The following is a 24,266-nucleotide window of genomic DNA, read 5'->3' as shown; positions in this document are numbered from 1 at the left end:
TAAATGTACGTTGAGTGGGAGGGGAAATCTCAACCCCATTAACCACGCACGAGAACTTAAGGAGGTATTTTCGTGGCTAAAAAAGTAGAAAAAATCGTTAAATTACAAATTCCTGCGGGGAAAGCAACACCAGCTCCACCAGTAGGTCCAGCGTTAGGTCAAGCAGGTATCAACATCATGGGATTCACTAAAGAATTCAATGCTCGTACAGCTGACCAAGCAGGCTTGATTATTCCAGTAGTAATCTCTGTATATGAAGATCGTTCATTTACATTCATTACTAAAACACCACCTGCTGCAGTCTTATTGAAAAAAGCTGCAAAAATCGAAAAAGGTTCAGGTGAACCAAACAAAACTAAAGTTGCAACAGTTTCAAGCGATCAAGTGAAAGAAATCGCTGAACTTAAAATGGCAGACCTAAACGCCGCTGACGTTGAAGCAGCAATGCGCATGGTTGCAGGAACTGCACGAAGCATGGGTATCATCGTAGAATAATTTTTATTCCACACTTACTCAAAGAAGTAGCTTCTCAGTTCGTTTCATATTTAAAGATATGAAAGACGTGGGAGGTACAACCGTTATAACCACAATCAAGGAGGAAACAAAATGGCTAAAAAGAGCAAAAAAATGCAAGAAGCATTGAAAAAAGTTGATGCTACAAAAGCTTACTCAGTTGAAGAAGCAGTAGCTTTAGCAAAAGATACAAACATCGCGAAATTTGACGCAACAGTTGAAGTTGCTTACAAATTGAACGTTGACCCTAAAAAAGCAGACCAACAAATCCGTGGAGCAGTTGTGCTTCCAAACGGAACTGGTAAAACACAAACTGTTTTAGTATTCGCTAAAGGCGAAAAAGCTAAAGAAGCTGAAGCTGCTGGTGCAGATTTCGTAGGCGACGACGACATGGTTGCAAAAATCCAAGGTGGATGGTTCGACTTTGACGTAGTTGTTGCGACTCCTGACATGATGGCTACAGTTGGTAAATTAGGCCGTGTCTTAGGACCAAAAGGTTTAATGCCAAACCCTAAAACTGGTACTGTAACAATGGACGTTACAAAAGCTGTTGAAGAAGTTAAAGCTGGTAAAGTAACTTACCGCGTTGACAAAGCTGGTAACATCCACGTACCAATCGGTAAAGTTTCATTTGATAACGAAAAATTGGTTGAAAACTTCAACACAATTAACGACGTATTATTGAAAGCTAAACCATCAACTGCTAAAGGTCAATACATCAAAAACATTTCAGTAACAACAACATTTGGACCTGGAATCCACGTTGACCAAGCTTCTTTCTAATTTGAAAGAAAATAATTAAAAAATTCTTGACTCACTCACTTACCCTATGGTAAAGTGAGTGAGGTTAATAATTAACTGTACCGAAGACAGTAGGTGACGCAAGTCTTAATTTCCTACCGAGGACAATTGTTGAGTTATATACAATTCGGTCCCTCTATGTCTACGGTGGCATGGAGTTTTGTTGTTTTACACGACTTTTTGAAAAAAAGCCGATGTAAAACAATACTTGGCGAACGAAGTGAGCGAAGTTTCATTTGATTCTTCTACTTTACATAACGTAAACCAAGTCCAACTCCACCATCAAAATCAGGAGGTGAAATAAATGAGTGAAGCAGCAATCGCTAAAAAAGAAACCCTAGTTCAAGCAGCCGCTGAGAAATTTGAATCAGCAGCATCAGTTGTAATCGTGGACTACCGTGGTTTAACAGTTGAAGAAGTCACTAACTTACGTAAACAATTACGTGATGCAGGCGTAGAAATGAAAGTCATCAAAAACTCAATCCTTTCTCGTGCAGCTAAAAAAGTTGGTTTAGACGGCTTAGACGAAGTCTTTACAGGCCCAACTGCTGTCGCATTCAGCAACGACGATGTAGTAGCACCAGCTAAAATCATCGACGAATTTGCTAAAGATGCAAAAGCATTAGAAATCAAAGGTGGCGTCATCGAAGGAAAAGTTTCTTCAGTGGAACAAATTACTGCGTTGGCAAAACTACCAAACCGCGAAGGTTTACTATCTATGCTATTATCTGTATTACAAGCGCCAGTCCGCAACGTGGCTTACGCTGTCAAAGCAGTGGCAGAGAAAAACGAAGAAGTTGCTTAATTGCAGTCTAATTCAAACAAATAAAAAACAAACAATTTTAATTTAAATGGAGGAAATTCAAAATGGCATTAAACATTGAAAACATCGTTGCTGAGTTAGAAACAGCAACTATCTTAGAACTAAGCGAATTAGTTAAAGCTATCGAAGAAAAATTTGACGTATCAGCAGCAGCTCCTGTAGCAGTAGCTGGACCAGCAGCAGGTGGAGCAGCAGAAGAACAAACTGAATTCACTGTTGAATTAACAGCAGCTGGCGATCAAAAAGTTAAAGTTATCAAAGCAGTTCGTGAAGCAACTGGCTTAGGCTTGAAAGAAGCTAAAGCTGTAGTTGATGGCGCTCCTGCACCAGTTAAAGAAGGCGTTTCTAAAGAAGAAGCAGAAGCTTTAAAAGCTGCTTTAGAAGAAGTTGGCGCTTCAGTAACAGTAAAATAATTCATTCAACTTTTGAATGTTCGAGAACCCTTGTGTTACAAGGGTTCTTTTTTATTAAGCTTTTAAATGGTGGTAAAGTTAGTGAATTGATTGTCAAAATAATCTTTTTGTTTAATAAAGATAAGCATTCATAGCTAAAGAGAAAATCCAGAGGATCTTAACCTCTGGATTTGATAATTTCTATAAGTTCTCGTTATCAATATTATTTGATAAAAAGCAAATTATTTAAATAATGATTGAATAGTAGGTCTATTTCTTTTTATTTTTTATAATGAATATACTAACTAAAGATAGTAAGATGATTCCAATGATGGTAAATAAAACTGATTTTTTTCCGCCAGTACTGGGAAATATCCCCTTTTTGTGCTCGGTTGAACTTGATGTAGTAGCTTTCTTCGAACTGCTTGTAGTTGTTTGTAATGTAGATTCTGTATTAGTAGTATCCGAAGAAACACTTTCAGCACTTTGATTAATTGACGTATAATCGTTTGCTTTTATTTTATCTGCCATTGATGCTAAACCATAATCACCACGGACATCAGATGGGTAATTTTGGTTAGCGTAGTCTACCTTGACTTGATTAATTAAATCGACGAGTGTTTGATCGCTTAAATTATTTACAACATCACTATTTAAATCATATACATAAATTAACGAAAGTCGAATTTGAGGTAAATAATTTTTTAAGTCATCAATCGTTAATGTTGAGTAATCTGTAGAGTAGGAGTCCTCCGGGATAGGTTTCTCACCATATAATTTAGTAATCATTCTCGCTGTTCCACTGATGTCTTGGTTTACAAAATGAAACGAAACTTTTTTTGCGTAGTCCAGTTCGTCATCAGATAAACGATTTATCAAGGTTTCTGTTAAACCATACATACCTACGTAATTAAGAAGTGTTTGACGAAGCGATGGAAGTTCCTCGCTTTCAGCTGTAAGTGCTGTTGAATCAGTTGAAGCATTAATTGTTGTTGCTGAAGTTTCTTGAGTTAAAGAAGTAACTGTTGACTTTTCCACAGAAGCTTCATTAGCCGAATCTTCTGCCCATACATTAGAAACTGATAGTGTGGTAATCGAAACAAAACAAAAGAGTCCTAAAAACATTTTTTTCATTTTAATCATTCCTTTCGTTACCTATTGTAACATTTTTGAAATATTTTTGTAACAATTAAATATTAAGAAAAGCTTAAGAATATATACTAGGTGATAAAAAATATAAATTTTAAACTGTTAATCTATCAAAAAAACGATCCATAGAGAGCACTACATTAGTGTCAAAATATTTCAAAGGTGTTGGTTATAGAAGTACTGTATTCGCTTAATGGTAGTTTCGAGTAAATTAGTCATTATATAAAAGATTGACAAGTATGCTGCATAACGAAAACTTGTCAATCTTTTAAAAGGATAAAAATACAGATTTAAGAATAATGACAATTTATTTTAAGTCAAAAACTGTTGACGATATTGTCGAGGTGTCATCTCTTTTTTCTGGAAGAAAAATTTTGAAAAATAAGAAGGTGAAGAAAAACCTGCTTCAAAACTGATTTCCGTGATGGTTAAGGAACTTTTTCTTAACAGAGAACAGGCTTTTTGCAATTTTAAGTTTTGTACATAGATACTAGGATTTGTTTGTTCATAACGCTGAAACAGCTTAAATAAATAGCTACGATCAATGTTATACTCAGAAGCTAATTGACTAATTGAAAGATTGTTTGAAAAATTTTCGTGAATAGCCATTTTAATTTGGTTAAATAATTGTTGGCTTTGATTTTCGTGCTGTGTAACGGAATGATGCTCTAGATAATTCAACAATTGAAAGCTTTCACTTAAACTGCCAAAATGATTATGTTTCTTCGCTTCTTGGTAAATATTTTTAAATAAACTTTCTAATTTCTTATCAACAGTTCCTTTTAAAATACAATTTTCGGTAGTCAGACCTATTTTTTCTAAATACTGAGACGAAAGATCTCCAACAAAACCGACCCAATGATAGGTCCAAGGATTTTGCCGATTAGGATAATAAATATTGCGACAATTGGCTGGAATCATAAACAAATCACCAGCGGTAATGTGTTGTTTTTCCATAAAGGGTGTTGAAAAATAGCCTTCACCATCGCTACAATAATGCAAAACCCAATAATTAATAGGGGCAAACTCAGTTGGTTTTGTCGGACGGCATTTTTCATAGCCAGCTTCATAAAGATGAAATTCTTGGCTAATAGGTTGATCATTAATCAGGATGCTGACATTATTTGTAAAAACATTTTGCATGCTATCACCTCTTTATAAGAGTATGTAAAGGCTTTCTAAAAGTCAACATCTTTACAAGAAATAGGCAACATTTTTTATTTTTAAAAAACTGTAAGCGTTTTACAATGTGTGAGTACTAATTAATTTGATAAAGAGAGGATGTAGTAAAATGGCAACACATTCACGGGAACGATTAGGTTCTGTCGCATTGATGCTCATGACTTTTTCAGCGGTTTTTGCCTTTCCCAGCATTGTTAACAACAGTATTCAGATTGGCCTAGCAACTATTCCAGGCTATTTATTCGGCTCTATTTTTTACTTTTTACCATTTATTCTAATGATTGCAGAATTTGCTTCTGCTAATTCTGAAAATGAATCAGGTGTTCACAGTTGGTTGGAATCTGTGTTAGGACCTAAATGGGCATTTTTAGGCGCTTGGTCATATTTCTTTGTCAACTTGTTTTTCTTCTGTTCATTACTACCGAATACATTGATTTATGGTTCATACGCTTTTTTAGGTCAAAACGTTTTTCAAGGAAACCATAGTACTAAAATAATTGCAGTGATTTCTATCCTGTTATTTTGGTTAATGACATGGGTTTGTATTAAAGGGGTTTCGTGGATTTCGAAAGTGACTAGCTTAGCGGGTGGTGCTCGTTTATTTATGGGCGTAGCTTTTGTGGTTTTAGCCTTTGTCGTCGTGTTTGGTTTTGGCAATGAGCCAGCACAAGAGTTTACCACGACGTCAATTATGCCAACTTTTAATTGGACTTTTTTCATGACGATGGCGTGGATTTTACAAGCTGTTGGCGGTGGTGAAAGTATCGGTGTATATATTAAGGATGTTAAAGGCGGCAATAAAACGTTTGTCCGCACGATGATTGGTGCAACGATTGCGGTCGGTATCATGTATATTCTTGGTGCCGTTGCTGTAGGTTTGGTAGTGCCAACGGACGTCTTAAAAGGAAATTTTTCAAATGGTATTTTTGATATCTTTAAAATTTTAGGTACGTATTTCCATATTCCCGAAGCAATGATGGTGCGCTTAGTAGGAATTATCTTATTTGTCGGAAGTCTTGGTTCTTTGGCTCTGTGGACGGCAGCACCAGTTAAAGTATTTTTCTCAGAAATTCCTGATGGGGTCTTCGGTAAGTGGCTAGTGAAAACGAACGAAGAGGGAAATCCAACCAATGCTTTGTTAGTTCAAGGAATTATTGTGACGATTTTAGTTGCCATTCCAGCACTAGGAATTGGAAATATGGATAGCTTTTTAGAAACGTTAATTAATATGACAGCTTCTACGTCATTAGTGCCTGTCTTGTTCTTGTTAATCGCCTATATTGGGCTTCGTTGGAAAAAAGAAACAATGCCGAGAAGTTTCCGCTTTGGTAATCGAACCTTTGGCTTAATTGCGGGGATTTTCTTATTAGCCATTTTTATCTTTGTATTCTTTATGTCAACTGTGCCAGATCCAAAATTAATCATGGAAGAAATCAATGGCACGTTACCGAAAGGAACCGCTAGTCCACTGGGCATGTTGGCGTATAACATCATTGGGTTAATTGTCTTTATGGGCTTTGCTTGGATTTGTTGGAAACGATATGAAACAAAAGAAAAAAATGAAGTTGGTAAAGGAGAAATGGATTATGAAGACTTGGGAAAATTATAAAGTAGATAGTATTAATCGGTTGCCTGGACGAGCACACTTTTCGAGCTTTCCCTCGAAAGAAACAGCCTTACTAAATGAAAATAAATATACACAAGCATACAAAAATTTAAATGGACGCTGGCATTTTCTTTTTTTAGAAGCGCCAGAATACAGCCCAGAAAACTTTTTTGCGACGGATTTTGATACAAGCCAAATGGATCAAATCACTGTTCCTGGAAATTGGCAAGTCCAAGGATATGGCAAAATGCATTACTCTGATTTATGGTACAATTTTCCCATTAATCCGCCGTATGTACCAACAGAAAACCCAACAGGTATTTACAAACGAACATTTGCTATAGATGAAACATTTTACGATAAAAAAATCATTTTACGTTTTTGTGGCGTAGATTCAGCTTATCATGTTTGGGTGAACGGCCATGAAGTTGGCTACAGTAAAGGTGCACGAAATGAAGCAGAATTTGACATTACGCCTTACGCTAAAATTGGTGAAAAAAATGATTTAACGGTGCGAGTCTATCAATGGTCAGATGGTACGTATTTAGAGGATCAAGATATGTGGTGGTTAAGTGGTATTTTTCGTGATGTTGAATTACTCGGTGTACCAGAAAATGGGCTGGAAGATTTCTTTATTATTTCCGATTTAGATGATTCGTATCAAAATGGCCACTTGGCAATTACGGGTAAATTTTGGCAAGACAAAGGACAACAAGTTCAATTGGAGTTGATGGATCAGCAGGGAAAAACGGTTCTTAAAGAGACTGTCGCAGGAAATCAAGGTACGGTTGAATTTTCAGCAAGTTTACCGTCTGTCACTGCTTGGTCAGCTGAAAAACCATACTTGTATCAACTATTTATTACTGTTTTTTCTGAAGGGGAAGTCGTCGAAGTTATTCCGCAAAAAGTTGGTTTCAGAAATATTCATGTATCTGGTGAGACTTTCTTAGTCAATGGTGTGGCCATTAAACTAAAAGGAATGAATCGTCATGATTATAATCCGAAAAATGGTCGAGTGGTTAGTCGTGAAGAAATTGAAAAAGATATTCGTTTAATGAAACAATTTAATATTAATGCCATTCGAACCAGTCATTATCCAGCATCTGCTTATTTCTATGATTTATGCGATGAATATGGAATGTATGTGATTGATGAAACTGATTTGGAATGTCACGGCTTTGAATTAACTGGAGAATATGATTGGATTAGTAACGATCCAGAATGGGAAACGGCTTATGTTTCTCGGATGGTACGGATGATTCAACGGGATAAAAACCATCCATCAATTCTCTTTTGGTCGTTAGGAAATGAATCTGCGTTTGGTCATAACTTTATTGAAATGGCCCGTATTGCCAAAGAAATGGATCCAACACGTTTGGTTCATTATGAAGGTGATTTTGAGGCAGAGGTCACGGATGTCTATTCTACAATGTATACTTGGTTGGAACACCCAACTAGAGAATTACTGATGAATACGATTATTGAAAATTCAAAAAAACCGCATATTTTATGTGAATATTGTCATGCGATGGGGAATGGCCCTGGGAATTTAAAAGAATACCAAGAGCTATTTTATGCTCATGATAAATTACAAGGTGGCTTTATTTGGGAATGGTTTGACCATGGCATTGAATCTGTAACAGATAACGGTGAAGTTTATTATCGTTATGGCGGCGATTTCGGCGATGATCCAAGTAACAAAGATTTTTGTATTGATGGGATGTTGATGCCTGACCGTACGCCATCTCCTAGCTTGTATGAATACAAAAAAGTCATTGAACCCATTACAACTAGCGCTATTGACGTTCTGTCAGGTGAATTCTCATTATTGAGTCGGTTTGACTTTGAAAACTTGGCTATCTTTAAGCTGGTTTATACAATTACTGAAGATCAAACAGTGATTCAATCAGGGACAGTAGCAGTGCCAGCAATTGCTGCTAGAGAAGAAGGAAGACTGCACTTACCTTATCATTTAGATTTTCCTAAAAAGGCAGGAGCCGCCTATTATTTAACTCTTTCATATCAATTGAAAGAAACGACTGCCTATGCATCTGCTGGTCATGAATTAGCTACCGCACAGTTTGAATTGCCAATTGCAACACCAGGGATTGAGATCACACCAGTTGGCTCGCTAATGGCAAAGGAAATTGGCCCTCATTTATACATTGAAGGACCAAACTTTTCAATTAATTTTGATAAAGTGAAGGGTGCCTTAACGAATGTGACACGAGATGGTAAAAAATTATTGCATAAAGGGCCGAAATTTACATTTTGGCGGGCACCGATCAGTAATGATATGGAAATTATTGATGAAATGAAGAAGAAATATTTCTTACATTTAGAGCATGAAATTGTCCGTTCTTTTGAGTGGAAAAAAGTTGATGATTTTATCCAAGTCATCGTAAAAACAATTAACGGAACGACTAACAGTGCTTGGCATTATCAATGTACCTATCAGTATTTAATTGCACCAAATGGCGAAATTTTCTTCGATTTAAAAGGTAGTCCTGCTGGTAAAATTGAAAATGCGCCAGATATGTTACCACGTTTGGGTGTGACTCTCCATTTAGACAAGTCTCTATCAGAAGTAAAATATTTCGGTAAAGGGCCGAGAGAAAACTATGTAGATTCACAAGAAGCTGGTTTACTTGGCGTTTATGATGCTACAGTAGCGGAAATGTTCACTAATTATGTTGTTCCACAAGCCAATGGTAACCACATGGCGACTAAATGGTCCGCATTCACGGATGATCGTGGCCAAGGGGTAGTAGCAACAGCGGCTGATTCATATAATTTTAGTGTTTCTTATTTTGAAGAACAAGCGCTAGATGTTGCTAAGCATACCAATGAATTACAAGAAAGTGAGTATGTTGTTTTAAATATCGATTACAAACAAAACGCCCTAGGTAGCTACTCTTGTGGCCAGTGGCAATTAGAAAAATACCGGACTACGTTTGAAGAATTCCAATTGGCATTCCGCTTAACACCTTTTAATAATAAAGAGATTCAAGCAGCGGATGTCGCACATGAACGAGTAAAACGACCAACAATTTCTTAAATAAAAGCTCAGAACAGTGCACTTCGGTCTCCTGTTCTGAGTTTTTTTAATGAAATTATCAGAAATTATTGCTTTTTTTTCATGGAAACAAGCAAACTATTTTGTTATCTAATAAAAGTAGTCCATAATAGTAACATAGCGAATTATTCGCTAGATAAAGCATTTAGGAGGAATTATTTTATGCATACTTTATGGGTTTTAATCGTTGGTGCTGTTATCGGTGCTATCGCTGGCGCGCTTACAAGCAAAGGTCAATCAATGGGTTGGATTGCGAATATCGTTGCCGGTTTAGTTGGTTCATTTATCGGAGAAAAAATCTTAGGTAGCTGGGGTCCTCACGTAGCAGGTATGGCAATTGTGCCATCAATTATTGGGGCAGTAATTTTAGTTGCTGTGGTTTCATTCTTCTTCGGACGAAAAAATAGCTAATTAAGTAAATAATTGTTTAATTAGTTAAAGGAGGTCGGGACAGAACCGTTTAGCTCCGAGAAATAAGAAGAAATTTCCAAAAATTGCTTTTTAATTTTTGGATAATTTCGGCTTATTTCCGAAGGACCTTCAACTCTTAGAGCTTTAGCTCTTAGAAGTTGTTGAGATCGGAGCAACGCGTAGTGTTGGTTCTGTTCCCGCCGTTTATCAGTTTTTGAGCGTGGAGCAAAAATCCAAAGTGATTTTTGTCCCACGCTCCTTTTTTTATTTTCTCGTTAATTTTACGACAACTTCACAACGAGCGGTTTGTGGAAACATATCAACAGATTGTAAATAGTCTACTTGATATACTTTGGCTAATTGAACTAAATCACGTGCTAACGTGGATACATTACAAGAAATATACACCATTTTCTTAGGTGGTTGTTTCAAAAGGGCCGTTAATAATTTACGATCCAAACCAGTCCGTGGGGGATCAACTACAATGGCATCAGGTTTAAAGCCTTCTTTGAACCATTTAGGTAATAAGTCTTCAGCTGTTCCAACAGCATAATGTGTGTTCGTAACACCAAGTCGTTTTGCATTGAATCTAGCATCGTCAATTGCGGCGGGAATGGTATCCATACCACGAACTTGATGCGCTTGTTTCGCTAAACTTAAGCCAATGGTCCCGACGCCACAATAAGCATCAACAACAGTTTCATTTGGTTGTAAATCTAAGGCCTTGATTCCTTCATTATATAAAACTTCCGTTTGTTCTGGATTCAATTGGAAAAATGCTCGCGGCGATAAATCAAAGACAACGTCGTTAATGTGTTCTTCAATGCTTTCTTTGCCCCATAAGTGAAGGGTATCATCACCCATTACTAGAGAGGTTTTTTTATTTTGGACATTTTGCATAATAGAAACAACTTCTGGTAATTGTTCATTAATTGCGCGAACCATTTTTTCTTTTTGTGGAAATTTCTGCGATTGTGTAATGAACACTACTTGGACTTCGCCAGTTTGGATGCCCACTCGAACCATTAATGTTCGAAAGATACCACTATTTTTACGTTCATCATAAATTGGTAATTGAAAGTCATTCAATAAATCAACTAATGTATTCATCACCTTGGTTGTCGCAGGCTGTTGGACCAAACAGTTATCAATCGGTACTAATTGATGTGAATCAGCTTGATAGAGACCAGCTTCTACTTGGCCATCGATTTGGCGTAATTGGAATTGGGCTTTATTTCGATAATTCCAAGGATTCTCCATCCCAATTGTTTTTCGTAGTTCATAGTTTTGATAATTGGCTGGTTTAAATTTGTTAAGCGCCTGCTTTAATAAATCTTTTTTAAAGTCTAATTGTGCTTTGTAGGCTAAATGTTGTAGTTGGCAGCCGCCACATGTTTCATAGACAGGACAAGGAGGGACCACGCGATCTTTAGCAGCTTTTTTGACAGATTGAAGGGTTCCTTCAGCAAATTTTGGTGTAACATTTGTGATCGTGGCAGTCACTTCTTCTTTCGGTAGCGCCCCAGGAACGAAAATAATTAATTTTTTATAATAGCCGATACCTTCGCCATTAATTCCTAATCGTTTAATTTTTAAAGAAATTTGTTGGCCTTTTTTTACTAGTTGTTGGGTCATATTCTTTCATCCTTTAGTCATCTCACATTTTTCACTTCCTCCCATTTTAGCACATTTTTATTTATTTGGCTTCCAAGGATTCTATGGTATAGTAGAATATATGTTCTGATTTAGAGGGGCAGGAGAATAAGATGACAACAATCACACGAATTAGTAAAGATAAAGGTGAATTTTATCTACTTTGGCTATCTTCAGGCGAAAAACTGCGTGTCTCGGAAGATATTTTAGTACGGCAGCGTCTGCTAAAAGGCCAAGAGTTATCAGATACTTTAATAGAAGAAATAAAAAAAGCCAGTTCTTATGATGTCGGGTTACAAATGGCGATGAATTACTTAAGCTATCAATTACGTTCAAAGAAAGAGATTTTTATTTATTTAAAAGAGAAAGAAATTGTACCTGAAGATCGAGTAAAAATCGTTCAACGTTTAGAAGAGCTACGGTTGTTGGATGATGCAATTTTTAGTGAAAGTTACGTGCGGACAGCTATGCGAACCAGTGATAAAGGACCACGAAATGTGGCACAACAATTAAAGCAAAAAGGCATTAGTGAAGAAGATATTCAGCATGGCTTGACCTTTTATACGTTAGATGAACAGCTTAATGTTGCCACAGCAACTGCAGAAAAGGCCATGAAACGCTATCGAACTAAAAGTTTTAAAGATGCACTACAGAAAACGCGTCTGCATCTGATGCAAAAGGGCTTTACAAATGAAATCATTGATCTAGCTTTGGAATCTTTAGCTTTTGAAAAGGACGAAGAACAAGAACAACAAGCGTTAAACAAGGAAGGCGAACGTTTATGGCGTGCTAATCAGCAATTTGATTTTTCTAAAAAAGTCCAAAAAGTCAAACAAAGCTTATTCCAAAAAGGGTTTGACTATGATTTGGTTCAGCAATTTATTAGCGAAAAGGAAGTAGAACATGACGAATAAAGAGCCTTGGGAGGCGTGGAGTCCCGCAAAAGTTAGTTCATTCCAGGAAGATTTTTTAGCTTGGTATGAACGAGAAAAACGCAATTTACCTTGGCGAGCGAATACAGATGCGTATCGTATTTGGATTTCTGAAATTATGCTACAACAAACTCGCGTAGATACAGTCATTGATTATTTTTATCGATTTATGGAATGGTTTCCGACGATTCAAGATTTAGCGGAAGCGCCAGATGATAAGTTGTTGAAAGCTTGGGAAGGGTTAGGTTACTATTCACGAGCGCGTAATTTAAAAGTGGCAGCGCAACAGATTGTTTCAGAATTTGGTGGGAAAATGCCTGACACAATCGAAGATATTCGGAGTTTAAAAGGAATCGGCCCCTATACGGCTGGTGCGATTGGCAGTATTGCCTTTAATTTACCCGAACCAGCAATTGACGGTAACGTCATGCGGGTAGTGAGCCGTTTATTTGAAATTGATGCAGATATTGCAAAAGCGAGTAGTCGTAAAGTATTTGAAGCGGCGATGCTTAAAATCATCGATCGTGAGCGTCCAGGGGATTTTAATCAAGCCTTAATGGATCTAGGCTCAGCCGTCTGCACCCCAACTTCACCTAAGTGTGAAAGCTGTCCGCTTCAGCAATATTGTGCGGCCTATCAGGCAGATAAAATGACCGCTTATCCAGTCAAATCAAAAAAAGTTAAGCCGAAAGATGTGTATTATGTCGGCACTATTATTGAAAATAAAAAGCAAGAATTTTTATTAGAACAACGCCCTGAAACCGGTTTGTTAGCCAATATGTGGCTGTTTCCGATTGAAGAAATTAGCAAAAAACAATTTCAACAATTGCAAAAAATGGCGCAACCAGTAGAAACGGAAAAACAATTAACTTTAGAGTTAGAGCCTGTAACAGAGCCTTTGGTCGCTGAAGAACCTGTCAGCTTTTTTACGGACTATGAAACAGTTGTCTGGCAAAAACGTGCCTTAGGCGAAGTCGTTCATATTTTCAGTCATTTAAAATGGCATATCTTAGTCTTTTATGGCCGAAATACAGGCGAATTAGCCACACTAGAGTCGCAGCGATGGGTAGCAGCACAACAATTTTCGGACTATGTTTTTCCAAAACCACAGCAAAAAATGGTGGAATTCTTCAAAAAAGAACACAAAAATAAATAACAAAAAAGAGAGACTTTTAAACAAACAAGCCCCTCTTTTTTGTTTCCTCTAGGTTATACCCCTATATAAATTCTGCTATGTTTAGTTTTGAAAGGGACTGGTAAGATAGACTTGTCTCTTGTCTGCTTAGAGGAGTAGTAATGATGGTGGAGACTTTTCAAGAGAGAGGAAGTACAGCCAATGAGTAGGAAGCGAAAAATCAGCTTAATTAGTTTAGTCATCATTTTGTTTTTTGTCACAGTCGGCTCAGCATACTTTGCTGTAGCGGGTAGTTATTTAAAGAAAACGATTGATAAAGGCTATGTCCCCATAAAAAATGATTATACTGAAGCGCAAAATAAAGATAGTCAATCGTTTTTGGTCATGGGTCTAGACAATACAATTGAACGGAAATTAGGCACAACTAGGACTGATGCTATGATGGTGATTACCGTGAATAACAAGACGAAGAAAATAACCTATTTAAGTTTGCCACGGGATAGTTTTGTGCAAATTGATGCGAAAAATTACCAAGGGATGCAGCGAATTGAAGCCGCCTATACCTACGATGGACCAACAGCTTCTGTTAACACCGTTGAGAAATTATTGAATATTCCAATCAATCATTACGTTGTGTTTAACTTTTTATCTTTTATTAAGTTAATTGATGCAGTTGGCGGCATAGATGTCAATGTCAAGCAGGCGTTTGATGGTGTCACCAAAGACGGGCCAGGATCCATTCATTTTGATGCAGGGAAACAGCATTTAGATGGTACGAAAGCTTTATCTTATGCCCGTGAAAGACATAGCGATAACGATATTATGCGTGGATTCCGACAACAAGAAATTATTCAAGCAGTTGAAGACAAGTTGAAATCTGGTCAATCAATCATGAAAATAATGGACATTATTGATTCGTTAAATGGAAACATTCAAACTGATGTGGATTCCAATGAATTGACTCATTTAGTCAAAGAAGGTTTGACTTGGACCAATTATGATAAACAACAGCTTTCTTTTGACTGGCGCACTTTTAGTAATGAAGGGCGCAGTATGGTTGAACTATATCCAGATAGTATTGAAAATGTCCGTCATCAATTACGTGTGTCTTTAAATTTAGAAAAGCCAGATGAACGAGATCAAGACGGCTATGTCTTCCATACGAACGGTGAATTTTTATATCAAAGTGATTATACCGTTCAAGATGAAGCAGCTGAGGAAAACGAAATGACTTCTATCAACGGCAATACGTATATTGGTGTTCCTGGCAATACACAGACTGGCCCGTTGCCATCAGTTAAAACGGAAAATGGCTTTATAAAATAATTTATTTTCCAAGTGTAGAAAATCCGAACATAACAGATTAAATAATCCGCTTACTTATTATTCTTCTAAGGAAAAAACGAAGGATTTTAGCAAGGAAACAGCGTATCATTTGATATAAACCCAACATTCCCTTTATAATGAAAGTAACAAGCAAATTTTTGTTACTTAGAAGGGGAAGGGAGCAAGGAGTTATGTTTAGTTATACAGATACCATTTTGTCAATTATGCAAAGAATTGAAGTATACAACGAAATTTTCAAAGCCATCTCTAAAGAAGTTCAAGAATACGGTTGTAATCAGGCTGCACATCGGAGAGGCCGTGACACTTATATGTTTTGCCGAAATAATGTGAATCGTTTTTTTACAGAAGAAATGATGTTTCGTAAAAATTTAGAGCCGTATTATGATAAAGAAGCAACGAAAATCTTGCTAGAAGGATTAGATACGTATAAAGAAGGAGTATTTTTCTGGTTAGAGGCATTAAGTGAATCTTGCCAAGTGACAGATGAATTGAAATATCAATTAGGAATCCGCCAAAAAGAATCCTCTTATTTATTAATTAATCAAGCTTGTAAAGAAGCCTGTGAGGGCATTCAAAGCGCTCATAGTGTTCATAAGATGTAAAAAGTTAGGGATAGCTGTCAATCTGGCAGTTATCCCTAACTTTTTTATTTCAATATCATCTGATAAGCATAACGTTCGCCATCGTTAACATCTAAAATCACGTCACCTTGATAAACAAAGCCAGCTTTTTTAATCAGGTGCTGCATAGCGAGATTTTGTGGATGTGTATCAATTCGAATATCAGTAGCACCTTGCAAACGAGCGGCTGTAACCAGTGAGCGCAAAAGCACCAAAGCCAGTCCTTGACCTTGAAAGAAACTTTTTAGAGCAACACGATGAATTGCTGTATACGTAGCTTGAGAATGAGGTTGCCAAGAACCATTAAAAATCGCTTCATAAGCAGGATCAATCTCCGAACATAAAACACCAACGCCTGCCAAGGTATCCTCAACCATTAAAATATAGCAAGTTTGCTGGTCGATATCTTTTGCTAAAATTTCTTGATTCGGGCCATCGCCGTTTTGCCATTGGGGAATGCCACTTTTTTGTAAGGTGCGGCGTCCATCTTCAATGATAGCAAGGATGTCAGGCAAATCAGAAGGTTCTGCTTTTCTTAAGTAAACAGTCAAAAAATATTCCCTCCTCTTAGAAACCTGTTGTTGTTTTCAATTGGTAAATTTTTGAAGGGCGGCCAATGCCAACGGGACGTTCACCTAACTCTTCAAAATATTGTGTCATGGCTTTTTTAAAATTTGAATGGTCAATGCTACGATAATCAACGCCGAGGAACTTCGCAAAAACTTTACGGGCTTCCGTAATGGTGAAATCTTTTCCTAAGACTTGAAGCACTTGCGGTTCATGTTCCATTTTATCAACAACACGATTAAACGCCTTAATTATAATTTCACTATGGTCGAAGGCTAATGTATCTTTACCAAGAGAGGCCGCTGTTTTCAAGTCTAAAGTAATTTCCACATCTTCATGAGATAACGTGATATGTTGACCATGCCGTTCAAGATTGAACCAGTGGACTTCTTTGGCATCGTCGCCAGCAATTAAAGGTTCTTCACCAATAAAAGCTAAATAGCTGACTGTCACGACCCAGCCACGAGGATCACGATCTGGGCGACTAAAGCTGTGTAATTGTTCAATATTTTCTTGAGAAATCACCACACCAGTTTCCTCTTTTGTTTCTCTTAAAACACTATCTTCAGTAGATTCGTTACGATTAACAAAACCGCCAGGAAGCGCCCATGAGTTTCTAAAGGGGTGACCTTTACGTTGAATCAGTAAGACTTTCAATTGATCGGCTTCCTTGTTGTAACAAAGAAGAACCATATCAACGGTTAAAGAGGGTTTTTCATATTCAGGTAATTCTTGTTGATGATACCAAGTTAAAAACTCTTCTAAGCTAGCTTGGCGTTCATAATAATTTTTTTCTTCCGCTTTAGAAGCAAATTGTGGCACAATTGCTCCTCCTTTCAAAAAGAAACATGGTTTTCTTTTATTGTATCATTAAGTGGCTGAAATACAATATTCAAGCGTAAAAAGAAAAGCAAGCCTGGGACAAAAATCCAAAGTGATTTTTGTCCCAGGTTTGTACTATAAGAAGTTTGTTCTAGACAGTGTTTATTGTGTTAATTCTAATAATTTATTTTTCAAATCTTCTTCCATATGGCCAAGTTCGATCTCGGCAGCTTGGCGTTTTTCTTTTCCTTCTTGTTGAATACGTAATGTTTCTTGGATAGTTTCAATTAAATCATTTTGTGTTTTTTGTAATGTTTCAATATCGACTAGGCCACGTTCGTTTTCTTTTGCTGTTTCAATTGCAGAAATTTTTAGCATTTCTGAATTTTTCTTCAGTAAGTCATTGGTGGTTTCAGAGACTTGACGTTGAGCAGTCACAGCATCTTTTTGACGGAGTAAGGTCAAGGCGATGACTACTTGGTTTTTCCATAACGGAATCGCCGTATTCACCGATGATTGAATTTTCTCAGCCAAAGCTTGGTTAGTATTTTGGATTAAACGAATTTGTGGGGCTTGTTGAATCGTAATTTGACGAGCCAAGCGTAAATCATGGGTTCTTTTTTCTAAACGGTCTAGGAATTGGTTATAATCATTAACAATTTGAACATCCATTTGATCTCCAGATTCTTCCGCTTTTTTCATGGCTTCAGGAATAATTTGCGTCCGTAGTTCTTCTGCTTTTAATTCCCCAGCGGCAATATAGATGTTTAAGGCATCAAAATAATCTTTATTTTTTTGATACAATTGATCTAACATGGCATTATCTTTTAAAAGACCATCTTTTTCATGGGTTAATTTGACAGCAATTTTGTCAATTTGCGCACCAATTTTTTGATATTTGGCGGTAATTTCGTAAACGGATTGTTTGACTTTACCTAACATTTTTTGAATAAAGTTGCCTTCGCCAGCACGTAATTCATTGGGATTGGCTTCATTTAAACGAAACATTAAATCGGTCAGTGAATCACCAACAGGACCAATGTCTTGTGCTTGAACGTGGTTTAACATCGCTTGCGAAAATTCGCCGAGTTTGATTTGGGCATTTGAACCATAGGTAATTACTGCTTGTGAATCTTGGACGTCAATTTTTGAAGCTAACTCTTTTGCTTGGGCTTGACGTTCTTGTGGTAATTTATCAATTAAACGAGGAGCTGCTTGCTGTTCTTTTAACTCAGATAGTTCATTTTGTTGCGTTGGTGTTAGTTCATCCATTGATGAAAATGGATTACTTAATAAATCGTCCAATGTATTGGTTACAGATGTTGTTTCTTTGGGTTGTTGCTCAGTCATTTTTTTTCCTCCCTAATGATTATTGCTGGTCTTCGTTTACTTGAGGTGATTCCTCAGTTGCAGCTTTTTGCGACAAGCTGCTTTTAGCGATCGACATTTCGACATCTAAATCGTCTAAGTCATCGGAAACGATTTCCTCATAATCATTTTTAACTAATTTTGACAATTGGTCAATGATTTGTGCGCTTTCTTCTAATTTTTCATACGTTTGTTTGTTTTTTACTTCATGTTGTTCGATTTCTAAATGCTTACTTGTTAAGTCAACGATATTTGGTAAATGTGTATAGAGAAAGTGATTGGCTAAGTGTAACTTTTTAGGTTCTTTCACTAACTCTTTAAACAGAGCTTTAGAAACCTTCGTAGTATCATTACGTAAGTCAATCGCCCGTAATTTAGTTGAACGATTCATGTTTTCTTGTAATTGTATGATTTGTTTTTTGGCTGTGCTCATTGTACTTCTGAAAAAATCAATTTCTTGTGGAGATAACCCCAACTCACGATAATGGGCTTCTTTATCTTTTGTTAAGTAAGGCATTTGATCGCTCTTGTCGGCGGCATTTTTCTTTTTTCGATAGAGAACGAATACTAAAAAGCCTACCAGAATCACAAAAGCGAAGAAGCCATATTCTCTAGCGACAGCAATGATTAAGGCTCCTAAAAGAATATAGCCAATCAGTAATTTTGTATTTAATTTGTTCATTTATATAGTTCCTCCTATCTATCTAATCCTCGAAAGAGTCAGCTCTCGTTACAATAGTTATTTTAGCATACTCTGTGAGAGAAAAGACATACAGCGGAAGATGTATTTTATGATTTAGTGAAATCCTAAGAAAAAAAGTATAAAACGCAAAAAAAGACCCGTCCTAATTGGGGGTAGGACGGGAAAGGAGTTAAAAATGAAAAAGTGTTTTGTTAGGGTTGTTTGTTGGTATGCTTAAATAATACAAGGAAGTTGTGAATTTTTTATGTCTATTTTTTTTCGAAAATGTAATTTTTTTCTAAAGCAATAAATTTTTTTCTTTGAAAAGGGTTTAACTAGAGAAGAAGGGGTGCGATTTTTATCATTTTAGGGTATGATAAACAAGAAAGGTTGGTGAAAGATATGTTAAATTATGAGGACTTCGAAGAAAAAACACTTCAACGTCGAGAAATTTTTAAAGGAAAGATTATTGATGTTTTTTTGGATGACGTGGCTTTACCGACAGGCGGCACTGCTAAACGCGAATTGGTTTTTCATTCAGGCGCAGTAGCTATGATTCCGTTAACCGCAGAAGGAAAAATCGTCTTAGTTAAACAATTTAGAAAACCCTTGGAACAAGTAATTTTAGAAATTCCGGCGGGAAAAATTGATCCTGGAGAAGAAAATCAACTGGAAACGACGGCTATGCGGGAATTAGAAGAAGAAACTGGGTATCGTGCAGGTCAGCTTACCTACATAAATTCAATGTATCTGTCACCAGGATTTGCTAATGAAAAATTGGCTCTCTATTTGGCAACGGATTTGCAGAAAGTCGAAAATCCGCGTCCTCAAGATGAAGATGAAATCTTGGAACTTTACGAGCTAACAATAGCTGAAGCCAAAGCAGAGGTGGCAAAAGGCACGATTTGTGATGCCAAAACACTTTTTGCTATACAATACTGGGAATTGTATTTACTGCAGAGACAGTTTAAGGAGGACACGCAATGAGCAAAGGTCCGTTAGTCACTCGGACAGAGCTTCGCAAACGCAGAGAAGCAGAAGAAAAAGAAGCGGAACGTCGTCAGCAAGAAGAGCAGAAGCTGGCGGAAAAAGCGTATAAGCGAAAAGAAAAAGAAATTTCGACGTTTTATCGTAAAGAAAAGAAAAAACAAAAACCAATCAACAAGTCACGAGTAGGAGAATACTCGAAGCGTCGAGAACGGAGTACTTGGTTAAACAAGGCAATTATTATTGTAGCGATTTTATTAGCCGTTGTGGCATATATCGTTTTGAATTTATAGAAAAGAGGAATCACTATGAAAATTGGAATTATTGGAGCAATGGATCAAGAGGTCAAAATTCTAAAAGAAAAATTGACAGACACGATGTCATGGGAACGAGCAGGCGCTTTATTTGTTTCTGGTTCGTTAGGAAGACATGAGGTGATTGTGGTTCGTTCAGGAATTGGTAAAGTGGCCTCAGCTGTGACCACGACTTTATTGATTCATCAATATGGCGTAAATATGGTGATTAATACCGGTTCTGCTGGTGGTATCGGTGAAGGACTAAAAGTCGGCGATTTAGTCATTGCGGACAAATTAGCTTACTTTGATGTTGATGTCACTGGTTTTGGTTATGCCTATGGACAATTGCCTGGTGGTGTGCCTTTGTATTTTGAAACAAGTGAATACTTGCGGATGGAAATTGCGAAAGCTGCTGAAAAAACTGGTTTAGCTATTCGTAAAGGATTGATTGTTACTGGAGATACTTTTGTGGACAGCGCTGAGAAAATTGCCAAAATTAAGAAAGAGTTTCCTGAAGCCTTAGCTTGTGAAATGGAAGGCGCAGCAATTGGCCAAGCCGCTTCACAGTTCAATATTCCATTCTTAGTTGTACGGGCAATGAGTGATACAGCAGATGGCGAAGCAACTCAAAGCTTTGACGAATTCATCGATGAAGCTGGGAAAAAATCAGCCGAAATGGTTATTCATTTTGTCGAAAACTTAGTTTAAAAAGAGAAAGAAACAGCCATCATTTCATCAATGAAATGATGGCTGTTTCTTTTTGCTTATTGTCACTTAATGGAAAGTTTTTAAATACTGTTCTTTTTGTTTGCGCGTTAATTTTTTAAAGGCGGCTTCGGCTTTGGTGGCCGCGCTACGTGTTTCAAATTTCTCTGTATGAATCATTTCGACTGGCCGTCGTTTGGCTAATCGAGTATATTTTGCACCAGTTCCGCTATTATGTTCGGTTAATCGACGTTCTGGCTCAGTTGTATAGCCACCGTAAAAGGAACCATCTTGGCAAAGTAAAACATAAAAATAATGGGATTTCTTATTCTCCATACAGCATAGCCTTCATTTCAGCTTCGTATTCGTTCTTTTCATTGTATGTAAAAAGAGGTGGTAACACACGAAAACCGTCTTTTTTGCCTTGTTTAATGCCTTCAATTAGTAAAACATTGGCTTCTTTGCCTGGCTTCGGATAAACAAACCGAGCTTTTTTCGGCGCAATATTGGCGTTTTCCATGGCATGTAAAATATCCAGGAAACGATCAGGACGATGAACCATTGCGAGGCGACCATTTGTTTTTAATAAATCCGCCGACACAGTGACCACTTCTTGAAGAGACGTGTGAATTTCATGACGGGCAATCGCTAAATGCGGGTTTGGATTTTTTTGGCTAGTTGGTCGTTCTTTAAAGTATGGGGGGTTACATAGTACTAAATCAACAGAATCTTTTTTGATGACCTCTGTCGCTTGTTTTAAATCACGTTCATACATCGTTACTTGTTTTTCCAATTTATTTAATAGAATACTTCGTTGACCCATATCTGCCAAACGAGGTTGTAATTCGATTTGGTCGATCTTTGCAGCTGTTTTCCGACTAACGAAGAGGCCGACCGCGCCATTGCCAGCACACAAATCGACAATCTTGCCTTTTTTTGGTAGTTGCGGAAAATTAGCCAATAAGACTGCATCAATGGAAAAAGAAAAGACTTCTTTGCTTTGAATAATTTGAATATCATCCGCATATAATTGATCAATCCGTTCGCCGGATAATAACATAGATTAAGAACCTCCAACTTTTCATCTGATTGTTCATGTATTATACTACTTTTAAACCCGTATGACAAAATCTGTTCCCTAGATTAGTAGGGACATGTTATTTCTCTGATTGATAGACGTAAAAAAAGCTTGTCAAAAGGTAGAGCTTTCGGCATACTAGAAAGCGGAGAGAAGAAAGGAAGAAAATTATGTTTTTTACATTTATGCGTGGCGTGGTTCGCGTCATTTTATTTGTGATTAATGGAAATGCACATTATGAAAATAAAGAAAAATTACCAAAAGACCAAAACTATGTCTTAGTTGCGCCGCATCGAACATGGTGGGAACCGCTGTATTTAGCTGTTGCTGGCAGTCCTAAGAAGTTTAGCTTTATGGCAAAAAAAGAGTTGTTTAAAAATCCTGTTTTACGTTTCATTTTAAAACATGCGAATGCGTTTCCGGTGGATCGTGAGAAGCCCGGTCCCAGCGCGATTAAAACACCTGTCAAAATTTTAAAAAATTCTGATTTAAGTTTGATTATGTTCCCTAGTGGCACGCGTCATTCCTCAGAATTAAAAGGTGGGGTAGCCTTGATTGCTAAAATGGGGCGAGTACCTATCGTGCCATCTGTTTATCAAGGTCCGTTAACTTTAAAAGAGTTGTTTAAACGTAAAAAAGTAACGGTTCGTTTTGGGGAGCCAATCGATATTAGCGATATTAAAAAAATGGATAAAGACGGTTTAGCTGAAGTGGAACGTCGGATGCAAGAAGCATTTGATCAGTTAGATAAAGAAATTGATCCAACTTTTAAGTATGATTCAACAGAAAAAGAATAAAACAAACCGCTACAGAATAGAAATGTTACTGGCAGGTAGTCTCGTCAAAAGATGATGCTCCCTGTCTTTTTTCTTGTGTTAAGAAAAAAGTTTGTTAAAAATCTAATTCTTCTGTCCGATTTTCTTAAAAAATACCAGAAATTTGTTATAATAATAAGAAGGACTTTTTTAGGCGGTGAAAAAATGAAATTTTTACATACAGCAGATTGGCATATTGGCAAAAAATTACATGGTTTTGATTTGTTGGCAGAACAAAGGGAAGCCTTTAAACAAATCTTAGCAATTGCGAAAGAAGAGCAAGTGGATGCTGTTGTGATCGCTGGAGATTTGTATGATCGCTCTGTTCCAGCAGTTGAAGCAGTCGAGATTTTTAATGAAATGATGATTCAAATGAATCTCAAAGAGCATTTCCCCGTGTTAGCTATTTCGGGAAACCATGATAGCAGCACTCGTTTAGAAACAGGAGGCCCTTGGTTTAACCAAACGCAATTTCATTTGAATACGCGTTTAGAACAAGCCTTTCAACCAATTGAAATCGACAATACCCAATTTTATTTGTTGCCTTATTTTGAACCGATTGCGGCTCGCTTATATTTTGAAGATGAAACGATTCGAACGATTCAGGCGGCGATGGAAAAAGTTGTCGCGAAAATGCAGGAATCTTTTCTTCCCAACAAAAAACAGGTGTTAGTTAGTCATTTTTTTGTCGCTGGCAGTGAAAAAACTGATTCTGAAACAAAATTAACAGTGGGTGGTTTGGATGTTGTTCCGACGGCTTTGTTAGAGCCTTTTGATTACGTCGCGTTGGGCCACTTACATGGAAAAAATGCGTTGCAGGCACCTAATGCTCGATACAGTGGCTCGCCTGTAAAATTTTCTTTATCAGAAATGACACAAGAAAAGGGTGTTTGGCTTGTTGAAACAGAAGCTGAAGTTCATTTTCAATTCCGTGCTTTGAAACCATTGCGAGACATTCAACAATTGACGGGCTCGTTTCAGCAGTTAACGGATCCCGCTTTTTATCAAGAAGTGAATCGGGAAAATTATTTACATGTCCAATTAACCGACCGAGCGATCATTCCCAACATGATGAATCAATTGCGAAAAATTTACCCCAAAATTATTGGGCTGGAACGTTTGAATGGTCGAGAAACAAGCAGCGGAAATCAGAAAAAAATGGTACAAATAGAACAACGCTCACCTGAAGAACATTTGCATGACTTTTTTAACGATGTGACAGGAGAGGCCCTGACAGAACAACAAGCACAATGGGTCCAAGAAGAACTGAGTACACTTAATCAATTAGAAAGAGGGAAGTAATAGG

General features: G+C 37.1%; 25 protein-coding genes and 1 other annotated feature. Of the genes, 16 read left to right on the top strand and 9 right to left on the bottom strand.

The window, feature by feature from the left end; all coding sequences use genetic code 11:
* The first annotated feature begins 72 nt into the window (after positions 1 to 72).
* The 4 genes from rplK to rplL all read left to right on the top strand — a co-directional run bounded on the left by rplK (position 73) and on the right by rplL (position 2,550).
* Positions 73 to 495 carry a 50S ribosomal protein L11 gene (rplK, locus tag IGM09_RS10330; protein WP_002356424.1) on the top strand — a complete coding sequence of 141 codons (423 nt, stop codon included), beginning with the start codon at positions 73 to 75 and terminating at the stop codon, positions 493 to 495.
* 111 nt (positions 496 to 606) lie between these two features.
* Complete coding sequence (gene rplA, locus IGM09_RS10325; protein WP_002356425.1) at positions 607 to 1,296, top strand: 50S ribosomal protein L1; 690 nt, start codon at positions 607 to 609, stop codon at positions 1,294 to 1,296.
* A gap of 62 nt (positions 1,297 to 1,358) precedes the next feature.
* Positions 1,359 to 1,488: a sequence feature (ribosomal protein L10 leader region), on the top strand.
* 130 nt (positions 1,489 to 1,618) lie between these two features.
* Positions 1,619 to 2,119, top strand: a complete 501-nt coding sequence (gene rplJ, locus IGM09_RS10320; RefSeq protein ID WP_002356426.1) for a 50S ribosomal protein L10 — start codon at positions 1,619 to 1,621, stop codon at positions 2,117 to 2,119.
* Between the two features lie 62 nt (positions 2,120 to 2,181).
* Positions 2,182 to 2,550 (top strand): 50S ribosomal protein L7/L12, encoded by a 369-nt coding sequence (rplL, locus tag IGM09_RS10315; RefSeq protein ID WP_002382519.1) that lies wholly within the window; start codon positions 2,182 to 2,184, stop codon positions 2,548 to 2,550.
* 249 nt (positions 2,551 to 2,799) lie between these two features.
* Here the strand turns inward: rplL and IGM09_RS10310 are convergent, their stop codons facing one another.
* Positions 2,800 to 3,672 carry an LPXTG cell wall anchor domain-containing protein gene (locus tag IGM09_RS10310; RefSeq protein WP_033625113.1) on the bottom strand — a complete coding sequence of 291 codons (873 nt, stop codon included), beginning with the start codon at positions 3,670 to 3,672 and terminating at the stop codon, positions 2,800 to 2,802.
* 318 nt (positions 3,673 to 3,990) lie between these two features.
* The gene (locus tag IGM09_RS10305) at positions 3,991 to 4,821 is read right to left on the bottom strand and encodes an AraC family transcriptional regulator (protein WP_002356429.1); all 831 of its coding nucleotides are present in this window, start codon (positions 4,819 to 4,821) and stop codon (positions 3,991 to 3,993) included.
* 148 nt (positions 4,822 to 4,969) lie between these two features.
* Here IGM09_RS10305 and IGM09_RS10300 point away from each other — a divergent pair, with 148 nt between their 5' ends.
* The 3 genes from IGM09_RS10300 to IGM09_RS10290 all read left to right on the top strand — a co-directional run bounded on the left by IGM09_RS10300 (position 4,970) and on the right by IGM09_RS10290 (position 9,953).
* Positions 4,970 to 6,469, top strand: a complete 1,500-nt coding sequence (locus IGM09_RS10300; RefSeq protein ID WP_010713143.1) for an amino acid permease — start codon at positions 4,970 to 4,972, stop codon at positions 6,467 to 6,469.
* Entirely contained in the window at positions 6,402 to 9,524 is a 3,123-nt protein-coding gene (gene ebgA / locus IGM09_RS10295; protein WP_162782959.1) for a beta-galactosidase subunit alpha, read from the top strand. The genes IGM09_RS10300 and ebgA overlap by 68 nt, the downstream gene beginning before the upstream one ends.
* A 180-nt stretch (positions 9,525 to 9,704) precedes the next feature.
* Positions 9,705 to 9,953 (top strand): GlsB/YeaQ/YmgE family stress response membrane protein, encoded by a 249-nt coding sequence (locus tag IGM09_RS10290; RefSeq protein WP_002356434.1) that lies wholly within the window; start codon positions 9,705 to 9,707, stop codon positions 9,951 to 9,953.
* 264 nt (positions 9,954 to 10,217) lie between these two features.
* Here the strand turns inward: IGM09_RS10290 and rlmD are convergent, their stop codons facing one another.
* Positions 10,218 to 11,588 carry a 23S rRNA (uracil(1939)-C(5))-methyltransferase RlmD gene (gene rlmD, locus IGM09_RS10285; RefSeq protein WP_002359466.1) on the bottom strand — a complete coding sequence of 457 codons (1,371 nt, stop codon included), beginning with the start codon at positions 11,586 to 11,588 and terminating at the stop codon, positions 10,218 to 10,220.
* A gap of 131 nt (positions 11,589 to 11,719) precedes the next feature.
* On the opposite strand from rlmD, the gene recX reads away from it, so the two are divergent.
* The 4 genes from recX (at position 11,720) to IGM09_RS10265 (ending at position 15,622) form a co-directional block, all read left to right on the top strand.
* A complete protein-coding gene (gene recX / locus IGM09_RS10280; protein ID WP_113826069.1) occupies positions 11,720 to 12,520 on the top strand; it encodes a recombination regulator RecX in 801 nt (266 codons plus the stop codon).
* The gene (mutY, locus tag IGM09_RS10275; protein ID WP_033625110.1) at positions 12,510 to 13,694 is read left to right on the top strand and encodes an A/G-specific adenine glycosylase; all 1,185 of its coding nucleotides are present in this window, start codon (positions 12,510 to 12,512) and stop codon (positions 13,692 to 13,694) included. Before recX ends, mutY begins: the two co-directional genes overlap by 11 nt.
* 180 nt (positions 13,695 to 13,874) lie before the next feature.
* Positions 13,875 to 14,999, top strand: coding sequence for an LCP family protein (locus IGM09_RS10270; RefSeq protein WP_002368824.1), 1,125 nt, complete (start codon positions 13,875 to 13,877; stop codon positions 14,997 to 14,999).
* Between the two features lie 137 nt (positions 15,000 to 15,136).
* Entirely contained in the window at positions 15,137 to 15,622 is a 486-nt protein-coding gene (locus IGM09_RS10265) for a hypothetical protein (RefSeq protein ID WP_002356444.1), read from the top strand.
* A gap of 44 nt (positions 15,623 to 15,666) precedes the next feature.
* Here IGM09_RS10265 and IGM09_RS10260 read toward each other — a convergent pair whose 3' ends face one another.
* The 4 genes from IGM09_RS10260 to IGM09_RS10245 all read right to left on the bottom strand — a co-directional run bounded on the left by IGM09_RS10260 (position 15,667) and on the right by IGM09_RS10245 (position 19,079).
* Positions 15,667 to 16,191 (bottom strand): GNAT family N-acetyltransferase, encoded by a 525-nt coding sequence (locus tag IGM09_RS10260; RefSeq protein ID WP_033625109.1) that lies wholly within the window; start codon positions 16,189 to 16,191, stop codon positions 15,667 to 15,669.
* 16 nt (positions 16,192 to 16,207) lie between these two features.
* A complete protein-coding gene (locus IGM09_RS10255; RefSeq protein WP_002372290.1) occupies positions 16,208 to 17,029 on the bottom strand; it encodes an NUDIX domain-containing protein in 822 nt (273 codons plus the stop codon).
* A 162-nt stretch (positions 17,030 to 17,191) separates the two neighbouring features.
* Entirely contained in the window at positions 17,192 to 18,379 is a 1,188-nt protein-coding gene (locus IGM09_RS10250) for a toxic anion resistance protein (protein WP_002356447.1), read from the bottom strand.
* Between the two features lie 19 nt (positions 18,380 to 18,398).
* Complete coding sequence (locus IGM09_RS10245; protein ID WP_002356448.1) at positions 18,399 to 19,079, bottom strand: 5-bromo-4-chloroindolyl phosphate hydrolysis family protein; 681 nt, start codon at positions 19,077 to 19,079, stop codon at positions 18,399 to 18,401.
* 402 nt (positions 19,080 to 19,481) lie between these two features.
* Here IGM09_RS10245 and IGM09_RS10240 point away from each other — a divergent pair, with 402 nt between their 5' ends.
* From IGM09_RS10240 to IGM09_RS10230, 3 genes are read left to right on the top strand one after another with little or no spacing between them, the layout of a single operon-like run.
* Positions 19,482 to 20,066 carry an NUDIX hydrolase gene (locus tag IGM09_RS10240; protein ID WP_002356449.1) on the top strand — a complete coding sequence of 195 codons (585 nt, stop codon included), beginning with the start codon at positions 19,482 to 19,484 and terminating at the stop codon, positions 20,064 to 20,066.
* Positions 20,063 to 20,359, top strand: coding sequence for a cell wall synthase accessory phosphoprotein MacP (gene macP, locus IGM09_RS10235; RefSeq protein WP_002356451.1), 297 nt, complete (start codon positions 20,063 to 20,065; stop codon positions 20,357 to 20,359). Before IGM09_RS10240 ends, macP begins: the two co-directional genes overlap by 4 nt.
* A gap of 15 nt (positions 20,360 to 20,374) precedes the next feature.
* Positions 20,375 to 21,070: a 5'-methylthioadenosine/adenosylhomocysteine nucleosidase gene (locus IGM09_RS10230; protein WP_002356454.1), complete on the top strand. Its 696-nt coding sequence runs from the start codon at positions 20,375 to 20,377 to the stop codon at positions 21,068 to 21,070.
* A 66-nt stretch (positions 21,071 to 21,136) separates the two neighbouring features.
* Here the strand turns inward: IGM09_RS10230 and IGM09_RS10225 are convergent, their stop codons facing one another.
* Together IGM09_RS10225 and IGM09_RS10220 are read right to left on the bottom strand one after the other, a co-directional pair.
* Positions 21,137 to 21,403: a GIY-YIG nuclease family protein gene (locus IGM09_RS10225; protein WP_010707201.1), complete on the bottom strand. Its 267-nt coding sequence runs from the start codon at positions 21,401 to 21,403 to the stop codon at positions 21,137 to 21,139.
* On the bottom strand, positions 21,393 to 22,127 hold the full coding sequence (locus IGM09_RS10220; RefSeq protein ID WP_002356457.1) for a tRNA1(Val) (adenine(37)-N6)-methyltransferase: 735 nt from the start codon (positions 22,125 to 22,127) through the stop codon (positions 21,393 to 21,395). Before IGM09_RS10220 ends, IGM09_RS10225 begins: the two co-directional genes overlap by 11 nt.
* 188 nt (positions 22,128 to 22,315) lie before the next feature.
* Between IGM09_RS10220 and IGM09_RS10215 the strand changes: the two genes are divergently transcribed.
* Both IGM09_RS10215 and IGM09_RS10210 read left to right on the top strand, forming a co-directional pair.
* Complete coding sequence (locus IGM09_RS10215; RefSeq protein ID WP_010816715.1) at positions 22,316 to 22,942, top strand: lysophospholipid acyltransferase family protein; 627 nt, start codon at positions 22,316 to 22,318, stop codon at positions 22,940 to 22,942.
* A gap of 51 nt (positions 22,943 to 22,993) precedes the next feature.
* A complete protein-coding gene (locus IGM09_RS10210) occupies positions 22,994 to 24,262 on the top strand; it encodes an exonuclease SbcCD subunit D (RefSeq protein ID WP_002408697.1) in 1,269 nt (422 codons plus the stop codon).
* Positions 24,263 to 24,266 lie beyond the last annotated feature (4 nt).

This window comes from Enterococcus sp. DIV0167, from assembly GCF_050541555.1.
GTDB classification, from domain to species: Bacteria; Bacillota; Bacilli; order Lactobacillales; family Enterococcaceae; genus Enterococcus; species Enterococcus faecalis.
Note: the sequence above shows the minus strand (reverse complement) of the source record. Positions and strands in the feature narration are given on the sequence as shown.